The organism is Streptomyces sp. NBC_01283, assembly GCF_041435335.1.
GTDB lineage: Bacteria > Actinomycetota > Actinomycetes > Streptomycetales > Streptomycetaceae > Streptomyces.
Genome location: NZ_CP108430.1, coordinates 5,390,649 through 5,413,838 on the forward strand (window position 1 = coordinate 5,390,649; position 23,190 = coordinate 5,413,838).

The window sequence follows — 23,190 nt, forward strand, 5'->3', positions numbered from 1 at the left end:
CGTTACTCGCCTTCCGGCGCCTCGGTGGGCGGCGGCGTGGGCCGCAGCCACAGCCAGCCGAGGAAGAAGAGTCCGAGCGCCAGCATGGCCAGGCCCGTCCACAGGTTGATGTTGATGTCCTCGGCCTTCTTCATGTCGGCGTCGGACGGGTTGATTCCGGCGATCGTCACGATGATTCCGTAGACGACGAACAGACCGCCGATGATCCGCCGGATGTCGAAGAGACGGGCCGCCGTGGCGGACTTGCGCTCCAGTTCGGAGACTTCGTTTCGCAGTTCAGACATGTTCTTCCAGACCTCCGATCGGGATTAGAGCGAGTAGGGCAGGTAGCAGAGCGCGGCGAGCACGATCGCTCCCCAGCCGAGCAGCGCGGGCCTGCGGTACCAGGCGTCGTCGCCCTCGGCCGGTGGCTCGTCGAGGTCCGGCGCGCTCGTCCCGTAGACCAGACCGGCCAGTTCCGCCTCCGGCTTGGGCGCGGTGAAGAGCGTGACCGCGACCATCACCACGGCACCGGCGACGAAGCCGACGATCGCCGAGACGAAGTTGGCGCCCTGGTCGGTCGGGATGTCGATGACGCCCTGCTTGTAGATCCAGAAGTAGTTGACCATCGCGGCGGTCGTGCCCGCGAGCAGGCCCCACACTCCGGACTTCATCGAGGCGCGCTTCCAGAACATGCCGATGATGAAGACCACGAACATCGGGACGTTGAAGAAGGAGAACAGCGTCTGCAGGTACCCCATGATGTTCGAGAACGACGAGGCGATGAAGGCCGTTCCGATGGAGGCGAGTACACCGATCGCGGTGATCAGGCGGCCGAACTTCAGGTAGTAGGCATCGGGCTTGTCCGTCTTCACGTACTTGGACCAGATGTCGTACGTGAACACGGTGTTGAAGGACGACACGTTGGCCGCCATGCCGGCCATGAACGCCGCGAGCAGACCGGTCACCGCGATGCCGAGCACGCCGTTGGGCAGCAGCTCCTGCATCAGGTACGGGATCGCGTCGTTGTACGTCAGGTCCGAACCGGCGGTGCCGATCTTCGGGACGAGCACGGCAGCGACCAGGCCCGGGATCATCACCAGGAAGACGATGAAGATCTTCGGGAAGGCGGCGATCAGCGGGGTGCGCTGGGCGGCGGAGAGGTTCTTCGCGGACAGGGCGCGCTGCACCTCGGCGAAGTTGGTCGTCCAGTAGCCGAAGGAGAGCACGAAGCCCAGGCCGAGGATGATCGTCAGCCAGTTCGCGCCGAGCGGGTTGGCGTCACCGATGCCGGTGCCGCCCCACGCGCTCATGAAGTCGTCGCCGTGCGCCTTCACCAGCGAGTCGGACATGCCGTCCCAGCCGCCGACCTTCTTCAGGCCGATGACGCAGATCGGGATCAGCGCGGCGAGGATCACGAAGAACTGGAGGACCTCGTTGTAGATCGCCGAGGAGAGACCGCCGATCGTGATGTACGCCAGGACGAAGAACCCGGCGACCACGATGGCCACCCACTGCGGCCAGCCGAGGAGCGCCTCGACCACGATCGACAGGGCGTAGAGGTTCACGCCCGCGATGAGGATCGCGGCGAACGCGAAGAGCACCGAGCTGAGCAGGTGCGCCGACTTGTCGAAGCGCTGGAGCAGGTACTCGGGGACCGAGCGGACCTTGCTGCGGTAGTAGAACGGCATCATCACGAGGCCGAGGAAGACCATCGCGGGGATGGCGCCGATCCAGTACCAGTGGACGACCGCGACGCCGTACTGGGCGCCGGTCGCCGCCATGCCCAGGATCTCGGTGGCGCCGAGGTTCGCGGCGACGAACGCGAGGCCGGTGACCCAGGCGGGCAGGGAGCGCCCGGAGAGGAAGAAGTCGAGGCTGGTCTTCACGGAGCGCCGTGCGGCGAAGCCGATGCCGAGGACCACGGCGAAGTAGATCGCGAGGATCGCGTAGTCGAGGCCGTTGGTGGGCAGCCGAAGCCCCTCGGCCAGGGTCTGTGTGGGGGACTGCATGGGGAACTCGCTTCGTTGCGCGAACTGATCAGACCGGAACCTACGCCTGTCACTTCAATAACTGAAGGGTTCTGTTGGTGTTCTTTGTTGGATTGTGATCGGAAGCATGGCTCCCTCCGCATTGACGATGCTGTTGCCTTGTGATTTGTTATGTGCGGTTATGTTGGGTGGGTGTTGGTGAGGAGCCCCGGACGTGAAGAAGACCTCGACCCGTCTCGCAGACGGTCGTGAGCTCATCTACTACGACTCGCGCGACGACGCCGTGCGCGAAGCCATGGACCGGAGGCCCCTGGATCCCATCGCCACCACCTCGGAGATCCGCCGGGACCCGCTCCTGGGCGACGCGGTCGCCATCGCCTCGCACCGCCAGGGCCGCACCTATCACCCGCCGGCCGACGAGTGCCCGCTCTGCCCCTCCGAGGGCGAGCGCCTGAGCGAGGTCCCCGACTCCTCGTACGACGTGGTCGTCTTCGAGAACCGCTTCCCCTCGCTGGCCGGGGACGCCGGACGGTGCGAGGTCGTCTGCTTCACCTCCGACCACGACGCGTCCTTCGCCGACCTCACCGAGGAACAGGCCCGCCTCGTCCTGGACGCCTGGACGGACCGGACCGCCGAGCTCTCGAACCTCCCCTCCGTCGAGCAGGTGTTCTGCTTCGAGAACCGCGGAGCCGAGATCGGCGTGACCCTGGGCCACCCGCACGGGCAGATCTACGCCTACCCCTTCGTCACCCCGCGCACCTCCCTGATGCTGCGCTCGCTCACCGCGCACAAGGAGGCGACGGGCCGCAACCTCTTCGACGACGTGGTGGCCGAGGAGTCGGCGGGCGAACGCGTCGTCCTGGACGCCGAGCACTGGGTGGCGTTCGTCCCCTACTCCGCGCACTGGCCCTACGAGGTGCACCTCTACCCCAAGCGCCGGGTGCCGGACCTGCTCGGGCTCGACGAAGCCGCGCGCACAGAGTTCCCCCAGGTCTATCTGGAACTGTTGAGGCGCTTCGACCGGATCTTCGGTGACGGTGGAACCGAGGGCGAGCCGCTCACCCCGTACATCGCGGCGTGGCACCAGGCGCCCTTCGGCACGCTGGAGGAGGCCGACGGGTACACAGCGGTCAACCGGGACGACTTCGCCCTGCACCTCGAGCTTTTCACCATTCGCCGCACTTCGGGCAAGCTGAAGTTCCTCGCGGGTTCCGAATCCGGCATGAGTGTGTTCATCAACGACGTGCCGCCGGAAGCCGCGGCCCAGCGACTGCGAGAGGTAGCGAGTTCATGAGCGGTAAGTACCTGGTCACCGGCGGGGCGGGCTATGTGGGAAGCGTGGTGGCCCAGCATCTGATCGAGGCCGGACACGAGGTGACCGTCCTCGACAACCTCTCGACCGGCTTCCGCGAGGGCGTCCCGGCCGGCGCCACGTTCATCGAGGGCGACATCCGCGATGCCGCCAAGTGGCTGGACTCCTCCTTCGACGCCGTGTTGCACTTCGCCGCCTTCTCGCAGGTCGGCGAGTCCGTCGTGAAGCCCGAGAAGTACTGGGACAACAACGTCGGCGGCACGATGGCGCTGCTCGGCGCGATGCGCGACGCGGGGGTCGGGAAGCTCGTCTTCTCCTCCACCGCCGCGACGTACGGCGAGCCGGTCAGCACCCCCATCACCGAGACCGACCCGACCGCCCCGACGTCCCCGTACGGCGCGTCGAAGCTCGCCGTCGACCACATGATCACCGGTGAGGCCACCGCCCACGGCCTGGCCGCGGTCTCCCTGCGCTACTTCAACGTGGCGGGCGCGTACGGCGAGCAGGGCGAGCGGCACGACCCCGAGTCGCACCTGATCCCGCTGGTCCTCCAGGTCGCGCAGGGCAAGCGCGAGGCCATCTCGGTCTTCGGCGACGACTATCCGACCCCGGACGGCACCTGCGTCCGCGACTACATCCACGTCGCGGACCTCGCGCAGGCGCACCTCCTCGCCGTCGAGGCGGCCACCTCCGGCGAGCACCTCATCTGCAACCTCGGCAACGGCAACGGCTTCTCCGTGCGCGAGGTCATCGAGACCGTCCGCCAGGTCACCGGGCACCCGATCCCCGAGGTCATGGCCCCGCGCCGCGGCGGCGACCCGGCGGTCCTCGTCGCGTCCGCGGCCACCGCGCGGGAGCGGCTCGGCTGGAATCCGACCCGCGCGGACCTCGCGGGCATCGTCGCCGACGCCTGGGCGTTCGCCCAGCGCTGATCTCAGGGACTAGGGGTAACTGATGGACGTAGCAGGGCAGTTCACGGAGCTGTACGGGTACGAGCCGGACGGGGTCTGGTCGGCACCCGGCCGCGTCAACCTCATCGGCGAGTACACGGACTTCAACGAAGGCTTCGTGCTGCCGCTCGCGCTGCCGCACACCGCGGTCGCCGCGGTCGCGCGCCGCACCGACGGCGTCCTGCGCCTCCACTCGGCGGACATCGACGCCCCGGTCACCGAACTGCGCGTCGACGAACTGACCCCCCTGTCGAAATACGGCCAGGGCGGCTGGGCCGCCTACCCGGCGGGCGTGGTGTGGGCGCTGCGGGACGCGGGCCACGCCGTCTCCGGCGGCGCCGACATCCACCTCGCGTCGACCGTGCCGACCGGAGCGGGCCTCTCCTCGTCCGCCGCCCTGGAGGTCGTCACGGCGCTCGCGCTGAACGACCTGTACGAACTCGGCCTCGACGCACCCCGGTTGGCGGTCCTCGCCCAGCGCGCGGAGAACGCCTTCGTCGGCGTGCCGTGCGGCGTCATGGACCAGATGGCCTCCGCGTGCGCCACCGAGGGCCACGCCCTGCACCTGGACTGCCGTGACCTGGCGATACGGCAGGTCCCCTTCGACCTCGCGGCACAGGGCCTCCAGCTCCTGGTGGTCGACACCCGGGTCAAGCACGAGCTGGGCGACGGGGCGTACGCCGAACGCCGGGCGGGCTGCGAGGAGGGTGCGCGCATCCTCGGCGTCTCCCACCTCCGCGACGTCGCTCACGACGAACTACCCTCCGCCCTGGCCAAACTGACGGACGAGAAGATCCGCCGCTACGTACGCCACGTCGTCTCGGACGACCACCGGGTGGAGCAGGTCATCGGCCTGCTCGACGCGGGCGACGTCCGGGCGATCGGCCCCGTACTCACCGAGGGGCACGCCTCGCTCCGTGACGATCTGCGCATCTCCTGCGAGGAGTTGGACCTGGTGGTGACCTCCGCGAACGCGGCGGGCGCGCTCGGCTCCCGGATGACGGGCGGCGGCTTCGGCGGCTCGGCGATCGTCCTCGTGGAGGAGCCGGACGCGGAACAGGTGACGAAGTCGATCCTGGAGTCCTTCACCTCGGCGGGCCACACGGCCCCGCGGGTGTTCACGGCGGTTCCTTCGGCGGGGGCGCGGCGCCTGGCCTGAGGCGCACGCCCGCGGTGCGACGCCCCGTGCCCCCTATCCCAGCCGCTTCGCCGCTATCCCAGCCGCTTCGTCAGGGTGAACTCCTTGGCGCCTTCCGGATAGTCCGGGATCACCGACACCACCTCGTAGCCCTGCCCCCGGTAGAACCCCGGCGCCTGGAAGTCCCAGGTCTCCACACGGGAGTTGAGGCATCCGCGCTCCTCGCGCGCGATGCGCTCCGCCTCGGCGAGCAGTTGGGCGCCGAAGCCCGCGCCCCGGTGCTGCTCGCCGACCCAGAGGTGGTTCACGTGGAGCCAGCGGCCCCAGGTGTGTCCGGCGAGGCCTCCGACGAGACCCTCCGTGCGCTCCATGAGCCAGACGGCCAGCGGTATTTCCCGATCCTGCGGGGTGCCGCGCAGCGCGCGGATGACCGGCGACGCCCTCGTGTTCGTCTCCTGCAGCCGGGCGAGGAGCAGAGCGAACCGCTCTTTGTCGACTCCTGTCTCCATACGAAACATACGGCTCACCATAAACGCGCTGGCCAGTCAGTTCTGTAAATTGCCTTCCGCTCCTGCCGTCCGGCTCTACTCTGAGTGGCAGTGCCGGTGGGGGCCGGCACTGATCAGGGGGCGAGACAGTCGGGTACGACACCCGGCGTGGGGGTGGCAGTCACAGCTCGGCGGCGGCCGTGCGACTGCGGTGATCTCCGCTCCAGGTGTCGTGCCCGCACCGTACGTCCTCCGACGATGTCTTCGACGGGGGTATCCCCTGCTCTCCGAGGAGGGCTTGGGCGAGGGGGTTTCAGTGGTTCGTATCCGAGTCCTGGTCGTCGACGACCATCGCATCTTCGCCGAGTCGCTCGCAGCGGCACTGGCGGCGGAGCCCGACGTCGACGTGTCCGCGGCGGGCAGCGGCCCGGCCGCACTGCGCTGCCTGGAGCGGGCGATAGCCGAGGGGCGCAGATACGACGTGCTGCTCGTCGACGCCGACCTGGGCGCGTCCGCGCACGCCATGCAGGGCGTGCGGCCCGCACCTTCGGTGCAGGAGGGCAACGCGGACGGTCTGGTGGACGGCATCTCCCTGGTGGCCGGGGTCCGTTCGGGCCAGCCGATGGTCCGTACGGTCGTGCTCGCCGAGAAGGACGACCCGCGCAGGGCCGCCCTCGCGCTGCAGGCCGGCGCCTCGGGCTGGGTCGCCAAGGACTGCTCGCTGTCCCGGCTCCTGACGGTCATACGGGGCGTGCTGAGGGAAGAGACGCACCTGCCGCCCGCCCTCCTCACCGGCGTCCTGCGCGAGCTGACCGCGGCCCGCAAGCACCGAACGGAGTCCGAGCGCCTGGTCGAGTCGCTGACCCCGCGCGAGCGCGAGGTGCTGCGCTGCATGGTGGCCGGGCTCGGCCGCAAGGCGGTGGCGGAGCGGCTGTTCCTCTCCCCGCACACGGTGCGCACGCACATGCAGAACGTGCTGGGGAAGCTGGGCGTCCACTCCACGCTCGCGGCCGTCGCGCTGGCCCGCAGGGCGGGTGTCGGTCCGGTCGACCTAGCCGGGGATGTTGTCGAACGGGGCGGTCAACTGGCGTAGCAGCCCGGCCAGTTCGCCGCGCTGTCCGCGGGAGAGCTCGGCGAGGATCGCCCGCTCCTGCTTGAGGAGCCCGGCGAGGGCCTGGTCCGCGCGGTCCTGCCCCTCGACGGTCAGCCGCACGAGCACGCCCCGCCGGTCGCTCGGATCGGGCAGTCGCTCGACGAGGCCCTTCTTCGCGAGCCGGTCGATGCGGTTGGTCATCGTGCCGGACGTGACCAGGGTCTGGGTGAGGAGCTGTCCGGGGGAGAGCTGGTAGGGCGCGCCCGCGCGCCGCAGCGACGTGAGTACGTCGAACTCCCACGGCTCCAGATTGTGCTCGGAGAACGCGAGCCGCCGGGCCCTGTCGAGATGCCGCGCGAGCCTGCTGACGCGGCTGAGCACCTCGAGTGGTTCCACGTCGAGGTCGGGGCGCTCCCGGCGCCATGCAGCGACCAGACGGTCGACCTCGTCCTCCATGACGATCAGTGTAGGGGGTCTGTCGACATGAAGTCTCTTGATGTCAAGATACTTCGGGCTGAGGATGGCGATACGCCACGCGCATGGAGCCGGTACGAAGGTGAAGTGACGCCGGTACGACGCGTGCGCGAAGGCAGTCCGACGCCGAGGTCCTGGCCCCCGAGGAGGCTCACCCATGCCCGCCGCTCCCGCCGCCCCCCACAGCCCCGCCCCTGACGGCAGCCCCGCCCCCACCTGGGACCCCGGCCAGTACCTGCGTCACTCCGGGCACCGGGCCCGCCCCTTCGTGGATCTGCTGGCCCGCGTGCCCGAACTCCCCGCCATCGCTTCCGGCGGCCGTCCGCCGCGCATCGCGGACCTGGGCTGCGGCCCCGGCAACGTCACCCGGCTCCTCGCCGAACGCTGGCCCACGGCGCACATCACGGGCTTCGACAACTCCCCGCAGATGCTGGAGCAGGCGGAGCGCCTGGCGGGCCCCACGCCCGGCGGCGGCCGTCTTGACTTCGCCGCGGCGGATGCCGGGGGCTGGGCGCCGCCCGAGGGGACGTACGACCTGATCCTGTCCAACGCGACCCTCCAATGGGTGCCGGGCCACCCGGATTCCTTCCCCGCCTGGATCGCGGCGCTGACCCCCGGCGGGACGTTCGCCTTCCAGGTGCCCGGCAACTTCGACGCCCCCAGCCACGTCCTGATGCGGGAGCTCGCCGAGTCCGAGCGGTGGCGGGACCGGCTCGGCGGGCAGCTCCGCCACGCGGACGCGGTGCTCCCGCCGACGGCCTACCTGGAACGCCTGGTCGGGCTCGGCTGCGAGGCGGACGTCTGGGAGACGACGTATCTGCACCTGCTGGAGGGGGAGGACCCCGTCCTGGACTGGGTCAAGGGAACGGGCCTGCGGCCCGTGCTGACGGCCCTGGAGGGGGACGCGGAGGCGCGGGATGCCTTCCTCTCCGAGTACCGGCAGCTGCTGCGGAAGGCCTACCCCCCGGGCGCGGGCGGCACCGTCTTCCCCTTCCGCAGGGTCTTCGGGGTGGCGAGCCGGAAGGGGTGAGCCCCGTGCGGCGCGTGCCGGTACCCGCACCAAACCGCCGCTTCGCGGCGAATGCTCCAGACCCGCCTCGATGCGCTGCCGGGTAATGGGCGGCTGGGAGGGGAACATCGCCGCGAAGCGGCGGGTAGTCGTCAGGTGCGGGGGCGCGCACCGCAGGGAGGCAGAGGCCCCGGGCGCCCCCCCCCGGGCGCTAGCTCTTGCGGTGGCCTATCAGGCGCGGCTTTGGTTCCAGGCCGTCCAGGCCGTGCCAGGCCAGGTTCACCAGGTGCGCCGCCACCTCCGCCTTCTTCGGCTTGCGGACGTCCAGCCACCACTGGCCCGTCAGCGCGACCATGCCGACCAGCGCCTGGGCGTACAGAGGAGCCAGCTTCTGGTCGAAGCCCCGGGTCTTGAACTCCTGACCCAGGATGTCCTCCACCTGCGTCGCGATGTCCGAGATGAGGGAGGCGAAGGTGCCCGTCGACTGCGCCACCGGCGAGTCGCGGACCAGGATGCGGAATCCGTCCGTGTACGTCTCGATGTAGTCCAGGAGGGCGAAGGCCGCCTGTTCGAGGAGCTCACGCGGATGGCCCGCCGTCAGCGCACCCGTCACACCGTCGAGCAGCGCCCGCATCTCGCGGTCCACCACCACCGCGTACAGACCTTCCTTGCCGCCGAAGTGCTCGTACACGACAGGCTTGGAGACGCCGGCCTTCGCCGCGATCTCCTCCACCGACGTGCCCTCGAAGCCCTTGGCGGCGAACAGGGTGCGGCCGATGTCCAGCAACTGCTCCCGGCGCTCGGCACCCGTCATCCGGGTCCGGCGCGCACGCCGGGGCTGCTTCTCTTTGCTGGAGGGGCTGGTATTGCTGGAGTCGGTCGCCACGTCGTCCATCATGCCGGGCCGACGGCCTTCTGCTTCCGCCGGGCGTCGATACGGGATGCGGAGGGCCAGCGCACGTCCGTCGCCCAGCCCAGCTGCTCGCACCAGCGGATGATCCGCGCCGACGAGTCGACCTGGCCCTTCAGGACACCGTGGCGCGCCGACGTCGGATCGGCGTGGTGGAGGTTGTGCCAGGACTCGCCGCAGGACAGCACCGCGAGCCACCACACGTTGCCCGAGCGGTCACGCGACTTGAAGGGACGTTTTCCCACCGCGTGACAGATCGAGTTGATCGACCAGGTGACGTGGTGCAGCAACGCCACCCGCACCATCGACCCCCAGAAGAACGCCGTGAAGGCGCCCCACCACGACATCGTCACCAGACCGCCCACCACCGGCGGAATCGCCAGCGACAGGATCGTCCAGAGCAGGAACTGGCGCGAGATGAGACGGATCGCCGGGTCCTTGACCAGGTCGGGCGCGTACTTCTCCTGCGAGGTCTGCTCCTCGTCGAACATCCAGGCGATGTGCGCCCACCACAGGCCCTTCATCAGGGCCGGAAGCGTCTCGCCGAAGCGCCACGGCGAGTGCGGGTCGCCCTCCGCGTCGGAGAACTTGTGATGCTTCCGGTGGTCCGCCACCCAGCGGACCAGCGGGCCCTCCACCGCCATCGACCCCGCCACGGCCAGCGCGATCCGCAGCGGACGCTTCGCCTTGAAGGAGCCATGCGTGAAGTAGCGGTGGAATCCGATCGTGATGCCGTGACAGCCCAGGTAGTACATGAAAACCAGCAGGCCGAGGTCCAGCCAGCTCACCCCCCAGCCCCACGCCAGCGGCACCGCCGCGACCAGGGCGACGAACGGGACGGTGATGAAGAGCAGCAGCGCGATCTGCTCCAGCGAGCGCTTCTTCTCACCACCCAGCGTCGCGGAAGGTACGAGAGGGGACGAAGCGGCGTCGGTCTGCGATCGCGAAGCGTCTTCGATCACATCGGTGTCGGAATACGCATCGGAAGATGTGGTCATGGGCACGTCCCCTGTGGGGTCGAGGGTTGAGGGTCACGGCGCGGGTGCGGCGGGCGCACGATCACGGGACCCGCGTTATCTACGGTCCCGTAACCTACGGCGACGTAAGTATGGCAGCGCGGAACCCGTCGGCAAGGTGCCGCGAGTCCGTGCCGCGATGTGACACCTATCCTTGGAAACGGTCGGACAGCGCGGTCCGCTCTCTCTCATTCCCCCGGAACCCGGATTCCTATCCGCCCGGGGACCCCTCCCAGACCTGACGTGCTTCAACACTGCAAGGAGCCGCACCTGTGAGCAGTGCCGACGACCAGACCACCACGGCCAGCACCGAGCTGCGCGCCGACATCCGCCGCCTCGGCGACCTGCTGGGCGAGACCCTCGTACGTCAGGAGGGCCCCGAGCTCCTCGAACTGGTCGAGAAGGTCCGCAGCCTCACCCGCGAGGACGGCGAGGCCGCCGCGCGCCTGCTCGGTGGCACCGAGCTGGAGACCGCGGCCAAGCTGGTCCGCGCGTTCTCCACGTACTTCCACCTGGCGAACGTGACCGAGCAGGTCCACCGCGGGCGCGAGCTGCGCGCCCGGCGGGCCGCCGAGGGCGGGCTCCTGGCCCGTACCGCGGACCGGCTCAAGGACGCCGACCCCGACCACCTGCGCCAGACCGTGGAGCACCTGAACGTGCGCCCCGTCTTCACCGCGCACCCCACCGAGGCGGCCCGCCGCTCCGTCCTGAACAAGCTGCGCCGCATCGCGGAGCTCCTGGAGACCCCGGTCATCGAGTCGGACCGGCGCCGGCACGACACCCGCCTCGCCGAGAGCATCGACCTGGTGTGGCAGACGGACGAGCTGCGCGTCGTCCGTCCGGAACCCGCGGACGAGGCCCGCAACGCCATCTACTACCTGGACGAGCTGCACGCCGGCGCCGTCGGGGACGTACTGGAAGACCTCACCGCCGAACTGGAGCGCGTCGGCGTCCAGCTCCCCGAGGGCACCCGGCCGCTCACCTTCGGCACCTGGATCGGCGGCGACCGCGACGGCAACCCGAACGTGACGCCCGCCGTCACCTGGGACGTCCTGATCCTCCAGCACGAGCACGGCATCAACGACGCCGTCGCCCTCGTCGACGAGCTGCGCGGCTTCCTGTCCAACTCCATCCGCTACACCGGAGCCACCGAGGAACTGAAGGCCTCCCTCCAGCTCGACCTGGAGCGGCTGCCCGAGATCAGCCCCCGCTACAAGCGGCTGAACTCCGAGGAGCCCTACCGCCTCAAGGCCACCTGCATCCGGCAGAAGCTGGAGAACACCAAGGAGCGCCTGGCCCGCGGCACCGCCCACGAGGACGGGCGCGACTACCTCGGCACCAGCGAGCTGATCCACGACCTCACCCTGGTCCAGACGTCGCTGCGCGCGCACAAGGGCGCCCTCTTCGCCGACGGCCGGATGAACCGCACGATCCGCACGCTCGCCGCGTTCGGCCTGCAGCTCGCCACCATGGACGTACGCGAGCACGCCGACGCCCACCACCACGCGCTCGGCCAGCTCTTCGACCGCCTGGGCGAGGAGTCCTGGCGGTACGTGGACATGCCGCGCGAGTACCGGCAGAAGCTGCTCGCCAAGGAGCTGCGCTCCCGCAGGCCGCTCGGCCCGCAGCCGGCGCCGCTGGACGCCGACGGGGAGAAGACCCTCGGCGTCTTCCTCACCGTCAAGAAGGCCCTGCAGGTCTTCGGGCCCGAGGTCATCGAGTCCTACATCATCTCGATGTGCCAGGGCGCCGACGACGTCTTCGCGGCGGCCGTCCTGGCCCGCGAGGCCGGACTCATCGACCTGCACGCCGGCTGGGCGAAGATCGGCATCGTGCCGCTCCTGGAGACGACGGACGAGCTGCGCGCCGCCGACGTCATCCTCGACGAGATGCTCGCCGACCCGTCGTACCGCCGCCTGGTGGCGCTCCGCGGCGACGTCCAGGAAGTCATGCTCGGCTACTCGGACTCCTCCAAGTTCGGCGGCATCACCACCTCGCAGTGGGAGATCCACCGCGCCCAGCGGAGGCTGCGTGACGTCGCGCACCGCTACGGGGTGCGCCTGCGCCTCTTCCACGGCCGCGGCGGCACCGTCGGCCGTGGCGGCGGCCCCTCGCACGACGCGATCCTCGCGCAGCCGTGGGGCACCCTTGAGGGCGAGATCAAGGTGACCGAGCAGGGCGAGGTCATCTCCGACAAGTACCTGGTGCCGTCACTGGCCCGCGAGAACCTGGAACTGACCGTCGCGGCCACGCTGCAGGCCTCCGCCCTGCACACGGCGCCGCGCCAGTCCGACGAGGCCCTCGCCCGCTGGGACGCCGCCATGGACGTGGTGAGCGACGCGGCCCACACCGCCTACCGCAAGCTCGTCGAGGACCCGGACCTGCCCTCGTACTTCCTCGCGTCGACGCCGGTGGACCAGCTCGCCGACCTGCACCTGGGCTCGCGTCCCTCGCGCCGCCCCGGCTCGGGCGTCTCGCTCGACGGCCTGCGCGCCATCCCGTGGGTCTTCGGCTGGACCCAGTCGCGGCAGATCGTGCCGGGCTGGTTCGGCGTCGGCTCGGGCCTCAAGGCGCTGCGCGAGGCCGGTCTGGACACCGTGCTCGGCGAGATGCAGGAGCACTGGCACTTCTTCCGGAACTTCCTCTCGAACGTCGAGATGACCCTGGCCAAGACGGACCTGCGGATCGCCCGTCACTACGTGGACACGCTCGTCCCCGACGAGCTGAAGCACGTCTTCGACGTCATCGAGGCCGAGCACGCGCTGACCGTGCAGGAAGTCCTGCGGGTCACCGGCGGCCAGGAACTGCTCGACTCCCACCCGGAGCTCCAGCAGACCTTCGGCATCCGTGACGCCTACCTGGACCCGATCTCCTACCTCCAGGTCGCGCTGCTCAAGCGGCAGCGGGACGCGGCGGCCGCGGGCGAGGAGCCGGACCCGCTGCTGGGCCGAGCCCTTCTCCTCACGGTCAACGGAGTGGCGGCGGGCCTGCGCAACACCGGCTGATTTTCCCTGGCGGGGGCGCCCCGCTCTGCGGGGCGCCCCCGCCTTCGGCCCTGCTTTCGCCTGGCCGGGGTCCGGCCGGCTGCGCCAGAGCTGCGCCAGAGCTGCGCTAGAGCGCCAGCGTCGCGAATGACGCGGTGAGCAGGGCCCCGCCCGCCAAGGCCAGCGCCCACGCCACACGCTGGAGGCGCAGGCCCCCCGCCACCACCACCGAGGCCAGCAGCAGCGCGCCGCCCAGCGGGAGCCAGGCGTGGAGCAGACCGGCGGTGCCCGTGCGGACGACCTCGTCCGTGCCCGGCTTCACCGCCACCGGGATGCTCGCGCCCTCCGACTCCGCGATCGAGCGGTCGATCACGACCTCCGCCCGTGGCTGGAAACCGGCGGTCGAGGGCACGTACGTACCGACGCAGTCGTCGGAGGAGCAGCCCGTCACCCGCATCGTGCCCCGCTCACGCTCACCGGTGAGCATCACGTGCTGTGCCGTGCCCCAGGACGCCCAGACCCCCGCGACGAGCAACAGCGCCGCAAGCCCGCCCATCGCCGTCCGGCGTACGAGAAGCAGCGCATTCATGGCGGCGATCCTTGGCCATGAGCATGCGCTCAGTCAACAGTTCTCGGTCAACACTTCTGAGCCACCGCTCAAGAGTTGTACGAACTCTGCGCCCGCTCAAGACCCTCGATCACCAACGCCTCCGCCGCATCCGCCGCCCGGTCCACGAAGTAGCCCAGCTCCTTGCGCTCCGCCGACGCGAAGTCCTTCAGCACGAAATCCGCCACCTGCATCCGCCCCGGCGGACGCCCGATCCCGAACCGCACACGGTGGTAGTCGGAACCCATCGCCTTCGTCATCGACTTCAGACCGTTGTGGCCGTTGTCCCCGCCGCCCAGCTTCAGCCGCAGCGTGCCGTAGTCGATGTCCAGCTCGTCATGGACCGCGACGATGTTCGCCGTCGGCACCTTGTAGAAGTCGCGCAGCGCCGTCACCGGGCCACCCGACACGTTCATGTACGACATCGGCTTCGCCAGCACCACACGGCGGCTCGCCGGCCCCGCAGGACCGATCCGGCCCTCAAGGACCTGCGCCTGCGCACGCCCGCTCCGCTTGAACGAGCCACCGATCCGCTCCGCGAGAAGATCGGCCACCATGAAGCCCACGTTGTGCCGGTTCATGGCATACCCGGGGCCTGGATTGCCCAGACCCACGATCAGCCAGGGCGCACCGGGATCCGTCGTCATCTGCATGTCTCCTTCATAGCCCAACCGCCGCCCCGCGCACGAAGCGCGGAGCGGCGGTTGGCAGAGTCGAGCTCAGTCGAGTCCGGTCGAACGCGGGGAGGCTCAGGCCTCGGCGCCCTCGCCCTCGCCCTCGGTCTCCTCGGCGGCCTCCTCGGCCTGCGCGGCCAGAACCTGGAGAACGACGACGTCGTCCTCGACGTTCAGGGTCGTGCCGGAGGGCAGCGGGATGTCCTTGGCGAGGATGGTCGCACCGGCCTCGAGACCGGCGATGGAGACGGTGACCGACTCCGGGATGTGCGTGGCCTCGGCCTCGACGGGCAGCGCGTTCAGCACGTGCTCGAGGAGGTTGCCGCCCGGGGCGAGCTCGCCCTCGGTGTGCACGAAGACGTCGACGGTGACCTTCTCGCCCTGACGGACGAGCAGCAGGTCGACGTGCTTGAGGAAGCCCTTGATGGCGTCACGCTGGACGGCCTTCGGGATCGCCAGGTGCTTCTTGCCGTCGATGTCCAGGGCAAGGAGGACGTTGGACGTACGGAGCGCGAGGTGCAGCTCGTGGCCCGGAAGCGTGATGTGGACGGGGTCGGCGCCGTGGCCGTAGACAACGGCCGGAACCTTGGACTCGCGGCGGATACGGCGGGCAGCGCCCTTGCCGAACTCGGTACGGGCCTCTGCGGCGAGCTTGACCTCGGACATGTGCACTCCTCGTAAGTCAGGTATGTCGGATGGGGGCGGTTACCCGGCCATACGACTTACTGGCCTGCTACGAAGAGCGCGTCGATAACGGACCGCCGTACTGCAATGAGTACGGCCTCCCTCGCCGAGCAACTCCGTGAGTCTACCCGGCGGGGAGGCCGCCCCAGAAATCGATCTTCAGCAAGCCCGTGAGGACCGGCCGGCGATGGCTACGCCTGCTCGTCGAAGAGGCTCGTCACCGAACCGTCCTCGAAGACCTCACGCACCGCGTTCGCGATGGTCGGCGCGATCGAAAGCACCGTGATCTTGTCGAGCTCCAGGTCACCCGGGTCGGGCAGCGTGTCCGTGAACACGAACTCGCTCACCTTGGAGTTCTTCAGACGGTCCGCGGCCGGACCGGACAGCACACCGTGCGTCGCCGTCACGATGACGTCCTCCGCACCGTGCGCGAACAGCGCGTCGGCGGCGGCGCAGATCGTGCCACCCGTGTCGATCATGTCGTCCACCAGGACGCAGACGCGGCCCTTCACGTCACCCACGACCTCGTGGACGCTGACCTGATTGGCGACGTCCTTGTCGCGGCGCTTGTGCACGATGGCCAGCGGGGCGCCCAGACGGTCGCACCAGCGGTCGGCGACGCGCACGCGACCCGCGTCGGGGGAGACCACGGTCAGCTTCGAACGGTCGACCTTCGCGCCCACGTAGTCCGCCAGGATCGGCAGCGCGAAGAGGTGGTCGACCGGGCCGTCGAAGAAGCCCTGAATCTGGTCCGTGTGCAGGTCGACCGTCAGGATGCGGTCCGCGCCCGCCGTCTTCATCAGGTCCGCCACCATGCGGGCCGAGATCGGCTCACGACCGCGGTGCTTCTTGTCCTGGCGCGCGTAGCCGTAGAACGGCACGATCACGGTGATGGAGCGGGCCGACGCGCGCTTCAGCGCGTCGATCATGATCAACTGCTCCATGATCCACTTGTTGATCGGAGCCGTGTGGCTCTGGATCAAGAAGCAGTCCGCGCCACGAGCCGACTCCTGATACCGCACATAGATCTCACCATTGGCGAAATCGAAAGCCTTCGTCGGCACGATGCCGACACCCAGCTTGTGTGCGACCTCCTCGGCCAACTCGGGGTGGGCGCGGCCGGAGAAGAGCATCAACTTCTTCTCGCCGGTCGTCTTGATCCCGGTCACAGCACTAGTCTCCTCAGACGAGTTCTTCCCGCTGCCGTCCTCGCACGCCACGGAGAATTCACAGTCCCGTTGCGCTGAGTCGGCCGAAATGGTGTGCACCTATCACGGTACGCCGTGTCCGACGCACCTGTTTCCGGTCAGCTTCCGCTTGCCGAATTCCTGGACTCCCCGGACGCCGCCTCCGCCGCCCGCGCAGCCGCACTCCCCGGACGCTTGCGCGCCACCCAACCCTCGATATTCCGCTGCTGCCCACGGGCCACGGCCAGCGAACCCGCCGGCACATCCTTCGTGATGACCGAACCCGCCGCCGTATAAGCACCGTCCCCAACAGTGACAGGAGCCACAAACATGTTGTCCGAACCCGTCTTGCAGTGAGACCCCACCGTCGTGTGGTGCTTCGCCTCACCGTCGTAATTCACGAACACGCTCGCAGCACCGATGTTGCTGAAATCACCGATCGTCGCGTCACCCACGTACGAAAGATGCGGCACCTTCGTGCCCTCACCGATCGTCGCGTTCTTCATCTCCACATACGTACCGGCCTTGGCCTTCACACCCAGCCGGGTCCCCGGCCTCAGATACGCGTACGGACCTACGCTCGCCTGCTCCCCGACCTCCGAGTCGTACGCGACGGTGTTGTCCACCCGGGCGCCCGCACCGACCCTCGTGTTCGTCAAGCGGGTGTTGGGCCCGACCTCGGCGCCCTCACCGAGATGCGTGGCGCCGTGGAGCTGCGTACCCGGATGCACCAGCGCGTCCTGCTCGTACGTCACCGTCGCGTCGATCCACGTCGAGGCGGGATCCACGACGGTCACACCGGCCAGCATCGCCTCCGTGAGGAGACGGTCGTTCAAGGTGCGCCGGGCCTCCGCCAGTTGCACACGGTTGTTGATCCCCGCGATCTCCTCGTGATCACCCGCCACCGCGGCACCCACACGATGCCCCGCTTCCCGCAGGATCCCCAGAACATCGGTCAGGTACTCCTCACCCTGACTGTTGTCCGTCCGCACCTTGCCCAGCGCCTTCGCAAGCAACTGCCCATCGAACGCGAACACACCGGAGTTGATCTCACGGATCAGACGCTGCGTCTCCGTCGCGTCCTTGTGCTCCACGATGCCGGTCACCGCACCGCTCTCACCGTCCCGCACGATCCGGCCGTAACCGGTCGCGTCCGGAACCTCGGCGGTCAGCACCGTCACGGCATTGCCGTCGCCCGTGTGCGTCGCGGCCAGCTTCTGCAGGGTCGCGCCGGTCAGCAGCGGGGTGTCGCCGCAGACGACGATGACGGTGCCGTCCACCGCGCCACCGAGCTCGTCCAGACCGATGCGGACCGCGTGGCCTGTGCCCTTCTGCTCGCTCTGGTAGGCGGTGCGCACGTCCGGGGCGATCGACCCCAGATGCGCCACGACCTTCTCGCGGGCGAAGCCGACGACGGTGACGAGCCGCTCCGGACTCAGCGCGTACGCGGCTTCGAGCACGTGCCCGATGAGGGACCGCCCACAGATCTCATGCAGGACCTTGGGGGTGGCCGACTTCATACGGGTGCCCTCACCCGCTGCGAGGACGACGACGGCTGCCGGGCTGTTGGCGCTCACGGGGGTGCCCTTCGGCTTCGGATGTGCGGGGAGTGGACATCCGCAGGATACCGGGGCGTTGTGGGGCGTAAATGAGGGCGGGTCCTGACCTTGCGGTCAGGACCCGAACAGAGGGCTTGTGAGCCGTGGCTCCCCCGCAAGGATTCGAACCTTGTCCTACTAGTACCAAAAACTAGTGTGCTGCCAGTTACACCACGGGGGACAGCCCCTCAGACCTTACCCGAGCTGAGTCGCGGCGTCAGTCACGATCCCCGTCCACCACCCCTCGATCCGGCAGTACAAATCGGCACCTTGCCGGACTCTGATGACAAGGCAACCTCGGTAGTCATCCCCGGTGTTCTTCCGGACGGTCTTGGGGTTGTGCTTCTTCAGCGTGGTCCGCTGGAAGGTCGAAACGTCGACACCTACCAGGGCGGCCCAGTACGCCTCCGCGGTTGCCACGTCGGCGGACTCGTGGATCATGACGCGATAGTTCAAACGTTCCGGCGCGATCCCAAGCAGATCGAGCCAGGCGAGGTAGACGCGGATCACATCGGGGTCGCTGTTGATGAAGGCGACAGTCTCGCGGCGGGCGTAGGGCTTGCTCTTCTGCCCTTCCGCCCAGTAGAGGCCGACCCCCAGGATGAACAGCTCGCGATCGCTTAGCTCGCCGATCTCCGCATTGGCCGCGAGCTTCGTGATCCTTCGCTCCTCGTCTTGCGCGGTCCGGAGCTTCGTGAGCCCTTCTCGCATGAGTGCCTGCTGCTCTTCCGGCGTGTAGCGAGGCTTCGGCTTCGGGAGGTCCCGCACCCACAGCGAGACCGAACTCTTCGAGCAGCCCAGCTCGGCCTTGATCTCGTTGTACGTCCGGCCTTGGCGGCGCAGCTCGCGCGCTTGCTCCCGTAGCTCGTCCTTCGCCCTCGGGCGCTTGGTCCACTCGGCAGGAGGTTCGCCCTGCACGAGGCGGCTCAGGGTCTCCTTGTTGTGCACCCCGAGTTCTTCGGAGATTTGCCGCAGGCTGCGTCCTGCGCGCCGCAGCGCGATCGCCCGCTCCCGCAGTCCCTCGAAGTCGGCGTACTTCCCCCGGTGATCCGTGATCTCTGTCATGCGACGACCCTCGTCCGGAATGCGGACGTCCGGCCGGAAGTGGCGAGTGGTTCAACAGTTCGAGGGATTTCTGGCCGTTTCGTTTCGCATCGAACAGCGCGTGCGTTCGATCACCGAGCCGGAAACTCGCCGGAAAAGGAGGGCTTGTCGCCCGTAGGCTGGAAGGCATGACCACGACGGGGGAGAACCAAACCAAGGCCCTGACCGGGCCGTGGTGGTGGGAGCGGCGGCGTAGTGCCGTGCTGGATGTGGGGCTCGCGCTGGCGTCGGCGGCGGAGTGCGGGGCCGAGGGGATCACGTTCGCGCGGGACACGGGGATTCCCACGGGGGTGGGGATCGCGTTCGGGGTCCTGGCGGGGGCCTCGTTGGTGTTGCGGCGTCGGTGGCCGATCGCGGTGGTGCTGATTTCGATCGCGATCACGCCGGCCCAGATGGGGATCCTCCTGACCGTGGTCGGGCTGTACACGCTTGCCGCGTCGGAGCTGCCGCGGCGGATCATCGGGTCGCTGGCCGGGATGTCGCTGCTGGGGACGCTCATCGTGACGTTGGTGCGGACGCGGCAGGACATGGAGAGCGGGGATCTCGGGTTCGCGGAGGGGTTCATACCGTTCATCGCGATCACGACGTCGATCGGTCTTACCGCGCCGCCGATTCTGCTCGGGCTGTATGTGGGGGCGCGGCGGCGGCTCATGGAGAGTCTGCGGGAGCGTGCCGACAGTCTGAAGGGTGAGTTGCAGCTGCTGGCCGAGCGGGCCGAGGAGCGTGCGGAGTGGGCGCGTAATGAGGAGCGGACCCGGATCGCCCGGGAGATGCACGATGTCGTCGCGCACCGGGTGAGCCTGATGGTCGTGCACGCGGCTGCCCTGCAGGCCGTGGCCCGGAAGGATCCCGAGAAGGCCGTCAAGAACGCCGCTCTGGTCGGTGACATGGGGCGGCAGGCGCTGACGGAGCTGCGCGAGATGCTCGGTGTGTTGCGGACGGGGGAGCCGACGCCGGCGGCGGGTGGCCGGCATGGGTCGGTGTCGGATGTGGTGCCGTTGGCCGCTGTGGGGTTCGCCGCGGCGGCTGCCGCCTCGCGTGCGGTGGATGAGGAGGGGCCGTCTCTGGCGGAGCTGGATGAGTTGGTGGGGCAGTCCCGTGAGGCGGGGATGGCTGTGGTGCTGTCCGTGGAGGGTGAGACGCGGGACTATGCGGCGGACGTCGAGCAGACCGCGTATCGGGTGGTGCAGGAGGCGTTGACGAACGTCCACAAGCATGCGGCGGGTGCCAAAACGTATGTGCGGCTGGCGCATCGGGGCGCGGAGATCGCGATGCAGGTGGAGAACGAGCCGCCGCCGGAGGCGGGCCCGGGGGATGCCCGGCTGCCCAGTGGGGGCAACGGCTTGGTGGGGATGAAGGAGCGGGTCACCGCGCTGGGCGGTGTGTTCGTGTCGGGTCCGACGGATGCGGGTGGCTTCCGGGTGTCGGCGGTGCTGCCCGCGGCCGCCGTGGTCGCGGGGCTCAGGGAAGAGGCCTAGGGGCTCGGGCCTCTCGTTCGGATCAGGACGGATCGGGCTGGATCAGCCCGGATCAGCCCGGATCAGGACGGATCAGGACGGGCCCGCCTTGAGGCGTTCCGGCTGGGTGCCCGACGCGAGGGTGGCGAGGGCCTCGTCGATGTGGGAGCCCAGGTACCAGTCGCCGCTGTGGTCGAGGCTGTAGACGCGGCCTTCCGCGTCGATCGCCAGGAGGGCCTGGGTCTCCGTCTCCTCTCCTATGGGGCAGACCTCGGTGTCGAGGGCGCGGCCCAGGTCGCCGAGGGTGCGGGCCAGGTGGAGGCCGTAGAGGGGATCCAGGTGCACGGAGGCGGGCGCTATGTGGCGGCCGGGGCCCTGCGGGGTGATGTGCAGTCCGCCGAACTCGGCCCAGGCCTCGACGGCGGCGGGGAAGACGGCGTGCTGGTGTCCCGCGGGTGAGGTGTGGCGGCGCAGGACGTCGGCCCAGATCTCGGCCTGCTTTATGTCCCAGCGTCCGGGGGTCCAGCCGGCGGCGCGCAGGGCGGCGTCGACGGGGACGGGGAAGCGGGGGGCGGCGACGGTCTGGTGGGCGTGCGCGGAGTTCTCGGTGTGCTGTTCGGTGTGCATGGGGCGGCCCTCGTTGCGGTTCGGGGTCAGCGGCTCGGTGATGGGGATCAGGATTCGGGGGTCTCGGGTTCCACGATCCGTACGCCGAAGTGCGCTGTGAGGGCGGTGCAGGAGCGGCAGGGGCGGGCGAAGCCGCCGTGCAGGGGGTCGCCGTCCTCGCGGATGCGGCGGGTGGTGAGTTTGGCGTGTTTGAGTGCCTTGCGGGCCTCGCCGTTCGTCATCGGTTTGCGTGCCGCGCGTTTGGATCGGCTTTTGTCGGCCGCCGTGAGGTGGCGCGAGATGAGGATGGCCTCGGCGCACCGGCCCGTGAAGCGTTCGCGCTGGCCGCTTGTGAGGGTGTCGAGGAAGTCCTGTACGAGTGGATGCAGGGCGGGTGGTTCCTCGCCGCGGCCCGCGGTGCAGGTGAGGGTCGCGCCGCGGACGGAGAGCGCGGCGGCGACGGTGGGAAGTATGCCGTCGCGGCGTTGGCGCAGCAGGGGTGCGTGTGCGGACGCGCTGCTCCAGCCGACGCGTGGATCTCCCGCGCCGGCGGGGCTCTCGGCGGTCGCCGAGGATGCTGTGGTGGCCGCCGTGTGGCCGGTCGTACCGGTCTGTGCCGTGTGCATGGTGGTGCTTCCCTCCCCGCAACTCGCGGTTGTGACCGCGTGTGCCACGCCCCCGCGTTGCGGTGACAGCCTGCCAAATGGGGCGGGTGGTGCGGAAGCTGGGGCACCGCGACACGCCTGGCTTTCGTCGCACGGTGACGGTCCGGTGGCTGCAGGTCATGGAACCGGAGGGCCGGTGACCGGTGTCGTCCTTGCGCATAGGCTGTCGACATCCGCAGACCGCGGAACGCAGGACGAAGCACGCAGAATCGCAGAATCCACGCACAGCGATCCGCTGAATCATTCACAGTGCCGCAGGGGGCAACCGCCATGACGACAGGTCGGCTGGGGCAGCAGGCCGCACCGCCGAACGCGGCCTATGCCGGGCAGGTCGTGCACTTCCCGGATCCGGTCCGGGCCACGCGCCATCCCAGAGGTGTGCGCGTGGACGAGCACGGCTATCCGGACTTCTCGGTCTACGCGCGTGCGGCCGCCGAGATCGCCGAGCCCCCGGAGGGCTTCGGTGTCGACGAGCTGCGCCTGACGGACTACGTCTCCGCGAACGCGGCGATGGCCGCGGCGGATCATGAGCTGTGGGACACGATTCCGCCGGTGGCGACCCCGCACGGCTGGACCTGGCACCACGTGCCGGGCGGCCGGCGTCTCGAACTGGTCCCGGTGGAGGTGAAGGCGCTCCTGCGGCATCACGGCGGGCTCGCCACGACGCCGGTGGACCAGAACAAGAGGGGTACGCGCCCGCTGCAGGAGACCCGTCCCGCGCATCTGGCGCTGCCGAAGTCGGCGGTCGCGGTGACCGAGCAGGAGGTGCTCGGTGCCGAGGAGGACCTGGGGTATCGGCTGCCCGGCGCCTACCGTTCCTTCCTGAAGGCGGCGGGCGGCTGCGCGCCGGTCGGTGCGGCGCTCGACGCGGAGCTCGGCCTCCTGATCGACCAGCCGTTCTTCACGGTGCGGGACGAGGCCGCGGTCAACGACCTGGTGTACGTGAACAAATGCCTGCGCGACCATCTCACCAAGGACTATCTGGCGGTCGGTTTCGTGCAGGGCGGTCTGCTGGCCGTGAAGGTCAAGGGTGACCAGATCGGTTCGGTGTGGTTCTGCGCGTACGACGACGCACGGGACGTCTCGGAGGCGGCTTCCTGGCCGCCCGCCGAGCGGGTGCAGCGGCTGCTGTTGCCGTGCGGTGATGACTTCGACGCGTTCTTGTCCCGGCTGGCGGGTAATCCGCCGGAGTTGGAGACCGTGGCGAACCTGATGGTGGACGGCGGCTTCGCGCGCGCCGTCCCGGTGGGGGAGTGACTTGGCG

The 23,190-nt window shown here is 69.3% G+C and carries 22 protein-coding genes and 1 tRNA gene; 8 read left to right on the forward strand and 15 right to left on the reverse strand.

The window, feature by feature from the left end; translation table 11 throughout:
* Positions 1–2 precede the first annotated feature (2 nt).
* Both OG302_RS24650 and OG302_RS24655 read right to left on the reverse strand, forming a co-directional pair.
* Entirely contained in the window at positions 3–284 is a 282-nt protein-coding gene (locus OG302_RS24650) for a hypothetical protein (RefSeq protein WP_371528765.1), read from the reverse strand.
* Positions 285–308: 24 nt separating this feature from the next.
* A complete protein-coding gene (locus OG302_RS24655; RefSeq protein WP_371528766.1) occupies positions 309–1,991 on the reverse strand; it encodes a sodium:solute symporter family protein in 1,683 nt (560 codons plus the stop codon).
* 193 nt (positions 1,992–2,184) lie between these two features.
* On the opposite strand from OG302_RS24655, the gene galT reads away from it, so the two are divergent.
* From galT to galK, 3 genes are read left to right on the forward strand one after another with little or no spacing between them, the layout of a single operon-like run.
* Positions 2,185–3,264 (forward strand): galactose-1-phosphate uridylyltransferase, encoded by a 1,080-nt coding sequence (galT, locus tag OG302_RS24660; protein ID WP_371528767.1) that lies wholly within the window; start codon positions 2,185–2,187, stop codon positions 3,262–3,264.
* Positions 3,261–4,214: a UDP-glucose 4-epimerase GalE gene (gene galE, locus OG302_RS24665; protein ID WP_371528768.1), complete on the forward strand. Its 954-nt coding sequence runs from the start codon at positions 3,261–3,263 to the stop codon at positions 4,212–4,214. The genes galT and galE overlap by 4 nt, the downstream gene beginning before the upstream one ends.
* Before the next feature lie 22 nt (positions 4,215–4,236).
* Entirely contained in the window at positions 4,237–5,391 is a 1,155-nt protein-coding gene (galK, locus tag OG302_RS24670) for a galactokinase (protein WP_371528769.1), read from the forward strand.
* Between the two features lie 53 nt (positions 5,392–5,444).
* Here the strand turns inward: galK and OG302_RS24675 are convergent, their stop codons facing one another.
* Positions 5,445–5,900, reverse strand: a complete 456-nt coding sequence (locus OG302_RS24675) for a GNAT family N-acetyltransferase (RefSeq protein ID WP_371528770.1) — start codon at positions 5,898–5,900, stop codon at positions 5,445–5,447.
* A gap of 274 nt (positions 5,901–6,174) precedes the next feature.
* Between OG302_RS24675 and OG302_RS24680 the strand changes: the two genes are divergently transcribed.
* Positions 6,175–6,951 carry a LuxR C-terminal-related transcriptional regulator gene (locus OG302_RS24680; RefSeq protein ID WP_371528771.1) on the forward strand — a complete coding sequence of 259 codons (777 nt, stop codon included), beginning with the start codon at positions 6,175–6,177 and terminating at the stop codon, positions 6,949–6,951.
* Here the strand turns inward: OG302_RS24680 and OG302_RS24685 are convergent.
* Positions 6,910–7,407 carry a MarR family winged helix-turn-helix transcriptional regulator gene (locus tag OG302_RS24685; RefSeq protein ID WP_371528772.1) on the reverse strand — a complete coding sequence of 166 codons (498 nt, stop codon included), beginning with the start codon at positions 7,405–7,407 and terminating at the stop codon, positions 6,910–6,912. The two genes, OG302_RS24680 and OG302_RS24685, sit on opposite strands and share 42 nt — an antisense overlap.
* Positions 7,408–7,582: 175 nt before the next feature.
* On the opposite strand from OG302_RS24685, the gene OG302_RS24690 reads away from it, so the two are divergent.
* On the forward strand, positions 7,583–8,455 hold the full coding sequence (locus OG302_RS24690; protein WP_371528773.1) for a trans-aconitate 2-methyltransferase: 873 nt from the start codon (positions 7,583–7,585) through the stop codon (positions 8,453–8,455).
* A gap of 190 nt (positions 8,456–8,645) precedes the next feature.
* On the opposite strand, the gene OG302_RS24695 is transcribed toward OG302_RS24690, so the two are convergent.
* Positions 8,646–9,332 (reverse strand): TetR/AcrR family transcriptional regulator, encoded by a 687-nt coding sequence (locus tag OG302_RS24695; RefSeq protein WP_371528774.1) that lies wholly within the window; start codon positions 9,330–9,332, stop codon positions 8,646–8,648.
* Complete coding sequence (locus tag OG302_RS24700; RefSeq protein ID WP_371528775.1) at positions 9,329–10,342, reverse strand: acyl-CoA desaturase; 1,014 nt, start codon at positions 10,340–10,342, stop codon at positions 9,329–9,331. The genes OG302_RS24695 and OG302_RS24700 overlap by 4 nt, the downstream gene beginning before the upstream one ends.
* Positions 10,343–10,632: 290 nt before the next feature.
* On the opposite strand from OG302_RS24700, the gene ppc reads away from it, so the two are divergent.
* Positions 10,633–13,365, forward strand: a complete 2,733-nt coding sequence (ppc, locus tag OG302_RS24705; RefSeq protein ID WP_371528776.1) for a phosphoenolpyruvate carboxylase — start codon at positions 10,633–10,635, stop codon at positions 13,363–13,365.
* Positions 13,366–13,471: 106 nt separating this feature from the next.
* Here the strand turns inward: ppc and OG302_RS24710 are convergent, their stop codons facing one another.
* The 7 genes from OG302_RS24710 to OG302_RS24740 form a co-directional block, all read right to left on the reverse strand.
* The gene (locus OG302_RS24710; protein ID WP_371528777.1) at positions 13,472–13,933 is read right to left on the reverse strand and encodes a hypothetical protein; all 462 of its coding nucleotides are present in this window, start codon (positions 13,931–13,933) and stop codon (positions 13,472–13,474) included.
* A gap of 68 nt (positions 13,934–14,001) precedes the next feature.
* Positions 14,002–14,604, reverse strand: coding sequence for an aminoacyl-tRNA hydrolase (pth, locus tag OG302_RS24715; protein WP_371528778.1), 603 nt, complete (start codon positions 14,602–14,604; stop codon positions 14,002–14,004).
* 96 nt (positions 14,605–14,700) lie between these two features.
* The gene (locus OG302_RS24720) at positions 14,701–15,291 is read right to left on the reverse strand and encodes a 50S ribosomal protein L25/general stress protein Ctc (protein WP_371528779.1); all 591 of its coding nucleotides are present in this window, start codon (positions 15,289–15,291) and stop codon (positions 14,701–14,703) included.
* Positions 15,292–15,500: 209 nt separating this feature from the next.
* Positions 15,501–16,478 (reverse strand): ribose-phosphate diphosphokinase, encoded by a 978-nt coding sequence (locus OG302_RS24725; protein ID WP_361832546.1) that lies wholly within the window; start codon positions 16,476–16,478, stop codon positions 15,501–15,503.
* Between the two features lie 137 nt (positions 16,479–16,615).
* On the reverse strand, positions 16,616–18,073 hold the full coding sequence (glmU, locus tag OG302_RS24730; protein ID WP_371528780.1) for a bifunctional UDP-N-acetylglucosamine diphosphorylase/glucosamine-1-phosphate N-acetyltransferase GlmU: 1,458 nt from the start codon (positions 18,071–18,073) through the stop codon (positions 16,616–16,618).
* 126 nt (positions 18,074–18,199) lie between these two features.
* Positions 18,200–18,275 (reverse strand) — tRNA-Gln (locus tag OG302_RS24735).
* A gap of 14 nt (positions 18,276–18,289) precedes the next feature.
* Positions 18,290–19,159, reverse strand: coding sequence for a hypothetical protein (locus tag OG302_RS24740; protein ID WP_371528781.1), 870 nt, complete (start codon positions 19,157–19,159; stop codon positions 18,290–18,292).
* Positions 19,160–19,326: 167 nt separating this feature from the next.
* Here OG302_RS24740 and OG302_RS24745 point away from each other — a divergent pair, with 167 nt between their 5' ends.
* The gene (locus tag OG302_RS24745; protein ID WP_371528782.1) at positions 19,327–20,676 is read left to right on the forward strand and encodes a sensor histidine kinase; all 1,350 of its coding nucleotides are present in this window, start codon (positions 19,327–19,329) and stop codon (positions 20,674–20,676) included.
* A gap of 72 nt (positions 20,677–20,748) precedes the next feature.
* Here the strand turns inward: OG302_RS24745 and OG302_RS24750 are convergent, their stop codons facing one another.
* Together OG302_RS24750 and OG302_RS24755 are read right to left on the reverse strand one after the other, a co-directional pair.
* Positions 20,749–21,282: an SUKH-3 domain-containing protein gene (locus OG302_RS24750; protein ID WP_371528783.1), complete on the reverse strand. Its 534-nt coding sequence runs from the start codon at positions 21,280–21,282 to the stop codon at positions 20,749–20,751.
* A gap of 47 nt (positions 21,283–21,329) precedes the next feature.
* Complete coding sequence (locus OG302_RS24755; RefSeq protein ID WP_371528784.1) at positions 21,330–21,887, reverse strand: YwqJ-related putative deaminase; 558 nt, start codon at positions 21,885–21,887, stop codon at positions 21,330–21,332.
* Between the two features lie 309 nt (positions 21,888–22,196).
* Here OG302_RS24755 and OG302_RS24760 point away from each other — a divergent pair, with 309 nt between their 5' ends.
* Positions 22,197–23,183: an SMI1/KNR4 family protein gene (locus OG302_RS24760; protein WP_371528785.1), complete on the forward strand. Its 987-nt coding sequence runs from the start codon at positions 22,197–22,199 to the stop codon at positions 23,181–23,183.
* Positions 23,184–23,190 lie beyond the last annotated feature (7 nt).

Excerpts from the sequence above, each read along its gene's own strand:
- OG302_RS24650 (WP_371528765.1), bottom strand. The coding sequence starts at position 284 with ATGTCTGAACTGCGAAACGAAGTCTCCGAACTGGAGCGCAAGTCCGCC.
- OG302_RS24655 (WP_371528766.1), bottom strand. The coding sequence starts at position 1,991 with ATGCAGTCCCCCACACAGACCCTGGCCGAGGGGCTTCGGCTGCCCACC.
- galE (WP_371528768.1), top strand. The coding sequence starts at position 3,261 with ATGAGCGGTAAGTACCTGGTCACCGGCGGGGCGGGCTATGTGGGAAGC.
- galK (WP_371528769.1), top strand. The coding sequence starts at position 4,237 with ATGGACGTAGCAGGGCAGTTCACGGAGCTGTACGGGTACGAGCCGGAC.
- OG302_RS24675 (WP_371528770.1), bottom strand. The coding sequence starts at position 5,900 with ATGGTGAGCCGTATGTTTCGTATGGAGACAGGAGTCGACAAAGAGCGG.
- OG302_RS24685 (WP_371528772.1), bottom strand. The coding sequence starts at position 7,407 with ATGGAGGACGAGGTCGACCGTCTGGTCGCTGCATGGCGCCGGGAGCGC.
- OG302_RS24690 (WP_371528773.1), top strand. The coding sequence starts at position 7,583 with ATGCCCGCCGCTCCCGCCGCCCCCCACAGCCCCGCCCCTGACGGCAGC.
- OG302_RS24695 (WP_371528774.1), bottom strand. The coding sequence starts at position 9,332 with ATGATGGACGACGTGGCGACCGACTCCAGCAATACCAGCCCCTCCAGC.
- OG302_RS24700 (WP_371528775.1), bottom strand. The coding sequence starts at position 10,342 with ATGACCACATCTTCCGATGCGTATTCCGACACCGATGTGATCGAAGAC.
- OG302_RS24710 (WP_371528777.1), bottom strand. The coding sequence starts at position 13,933 with ATGAATGCGCTGCTTCTCGTACGCCGGACGGCGATGGGCGGGCTTGCG.
- pth (WP_371528778.1), bottom strand. The coding sequence starts at position 14,604 with ATGCAGATGACGACGGATCCCGGTGCGCCCTGGCTGATCGTGGGTCTG.
- OG302_RS24720 (WP_371528779.1), bottom strand. The coding sequence starts at position 15,291 with ATGTCCGAGGTCAAGCTCGCCGCAGAGGCCCGTACCGAGTTCGGCAAG.
- OG302_RS24740 (WP_371528781.1), bottom strand. The coding sequence starts at position 19,159 with ATGACAGAGATCACGGATCACCGGGGGAAGTACGCCGACTTCGAGGGA.
- OG302_RS24745 (WP_371528782.1), top strand. The coding sequence starts at position 19,327 with ATGACCACGACGGGGGAGAACCAAACCAAGGCCCTGACCGGGCCGTGG.
- OG302_RS24750 (WP_371528783.1), bottom strand. The coding sequence starts at position 21,282 with ATGCACACCGAACAGCACACCGAGAACTCCGCGCACGCCCACCAGACC.
- OG302_RS24755 (WP_371528784.1), bottom strand. The coding sequence starts at position 21,887 with ATGCACACGGCACAGACCGGTACGACCGGCCACACGGCGGCCACCACA.
- OG302_RS24760 (WP_371528785.1), top strand. The coding sequence starts at position 22,197 with ATGACGACAGGTCGGCTGGGGCAGCAGGCCGCACCGCCGAACGCGGCC.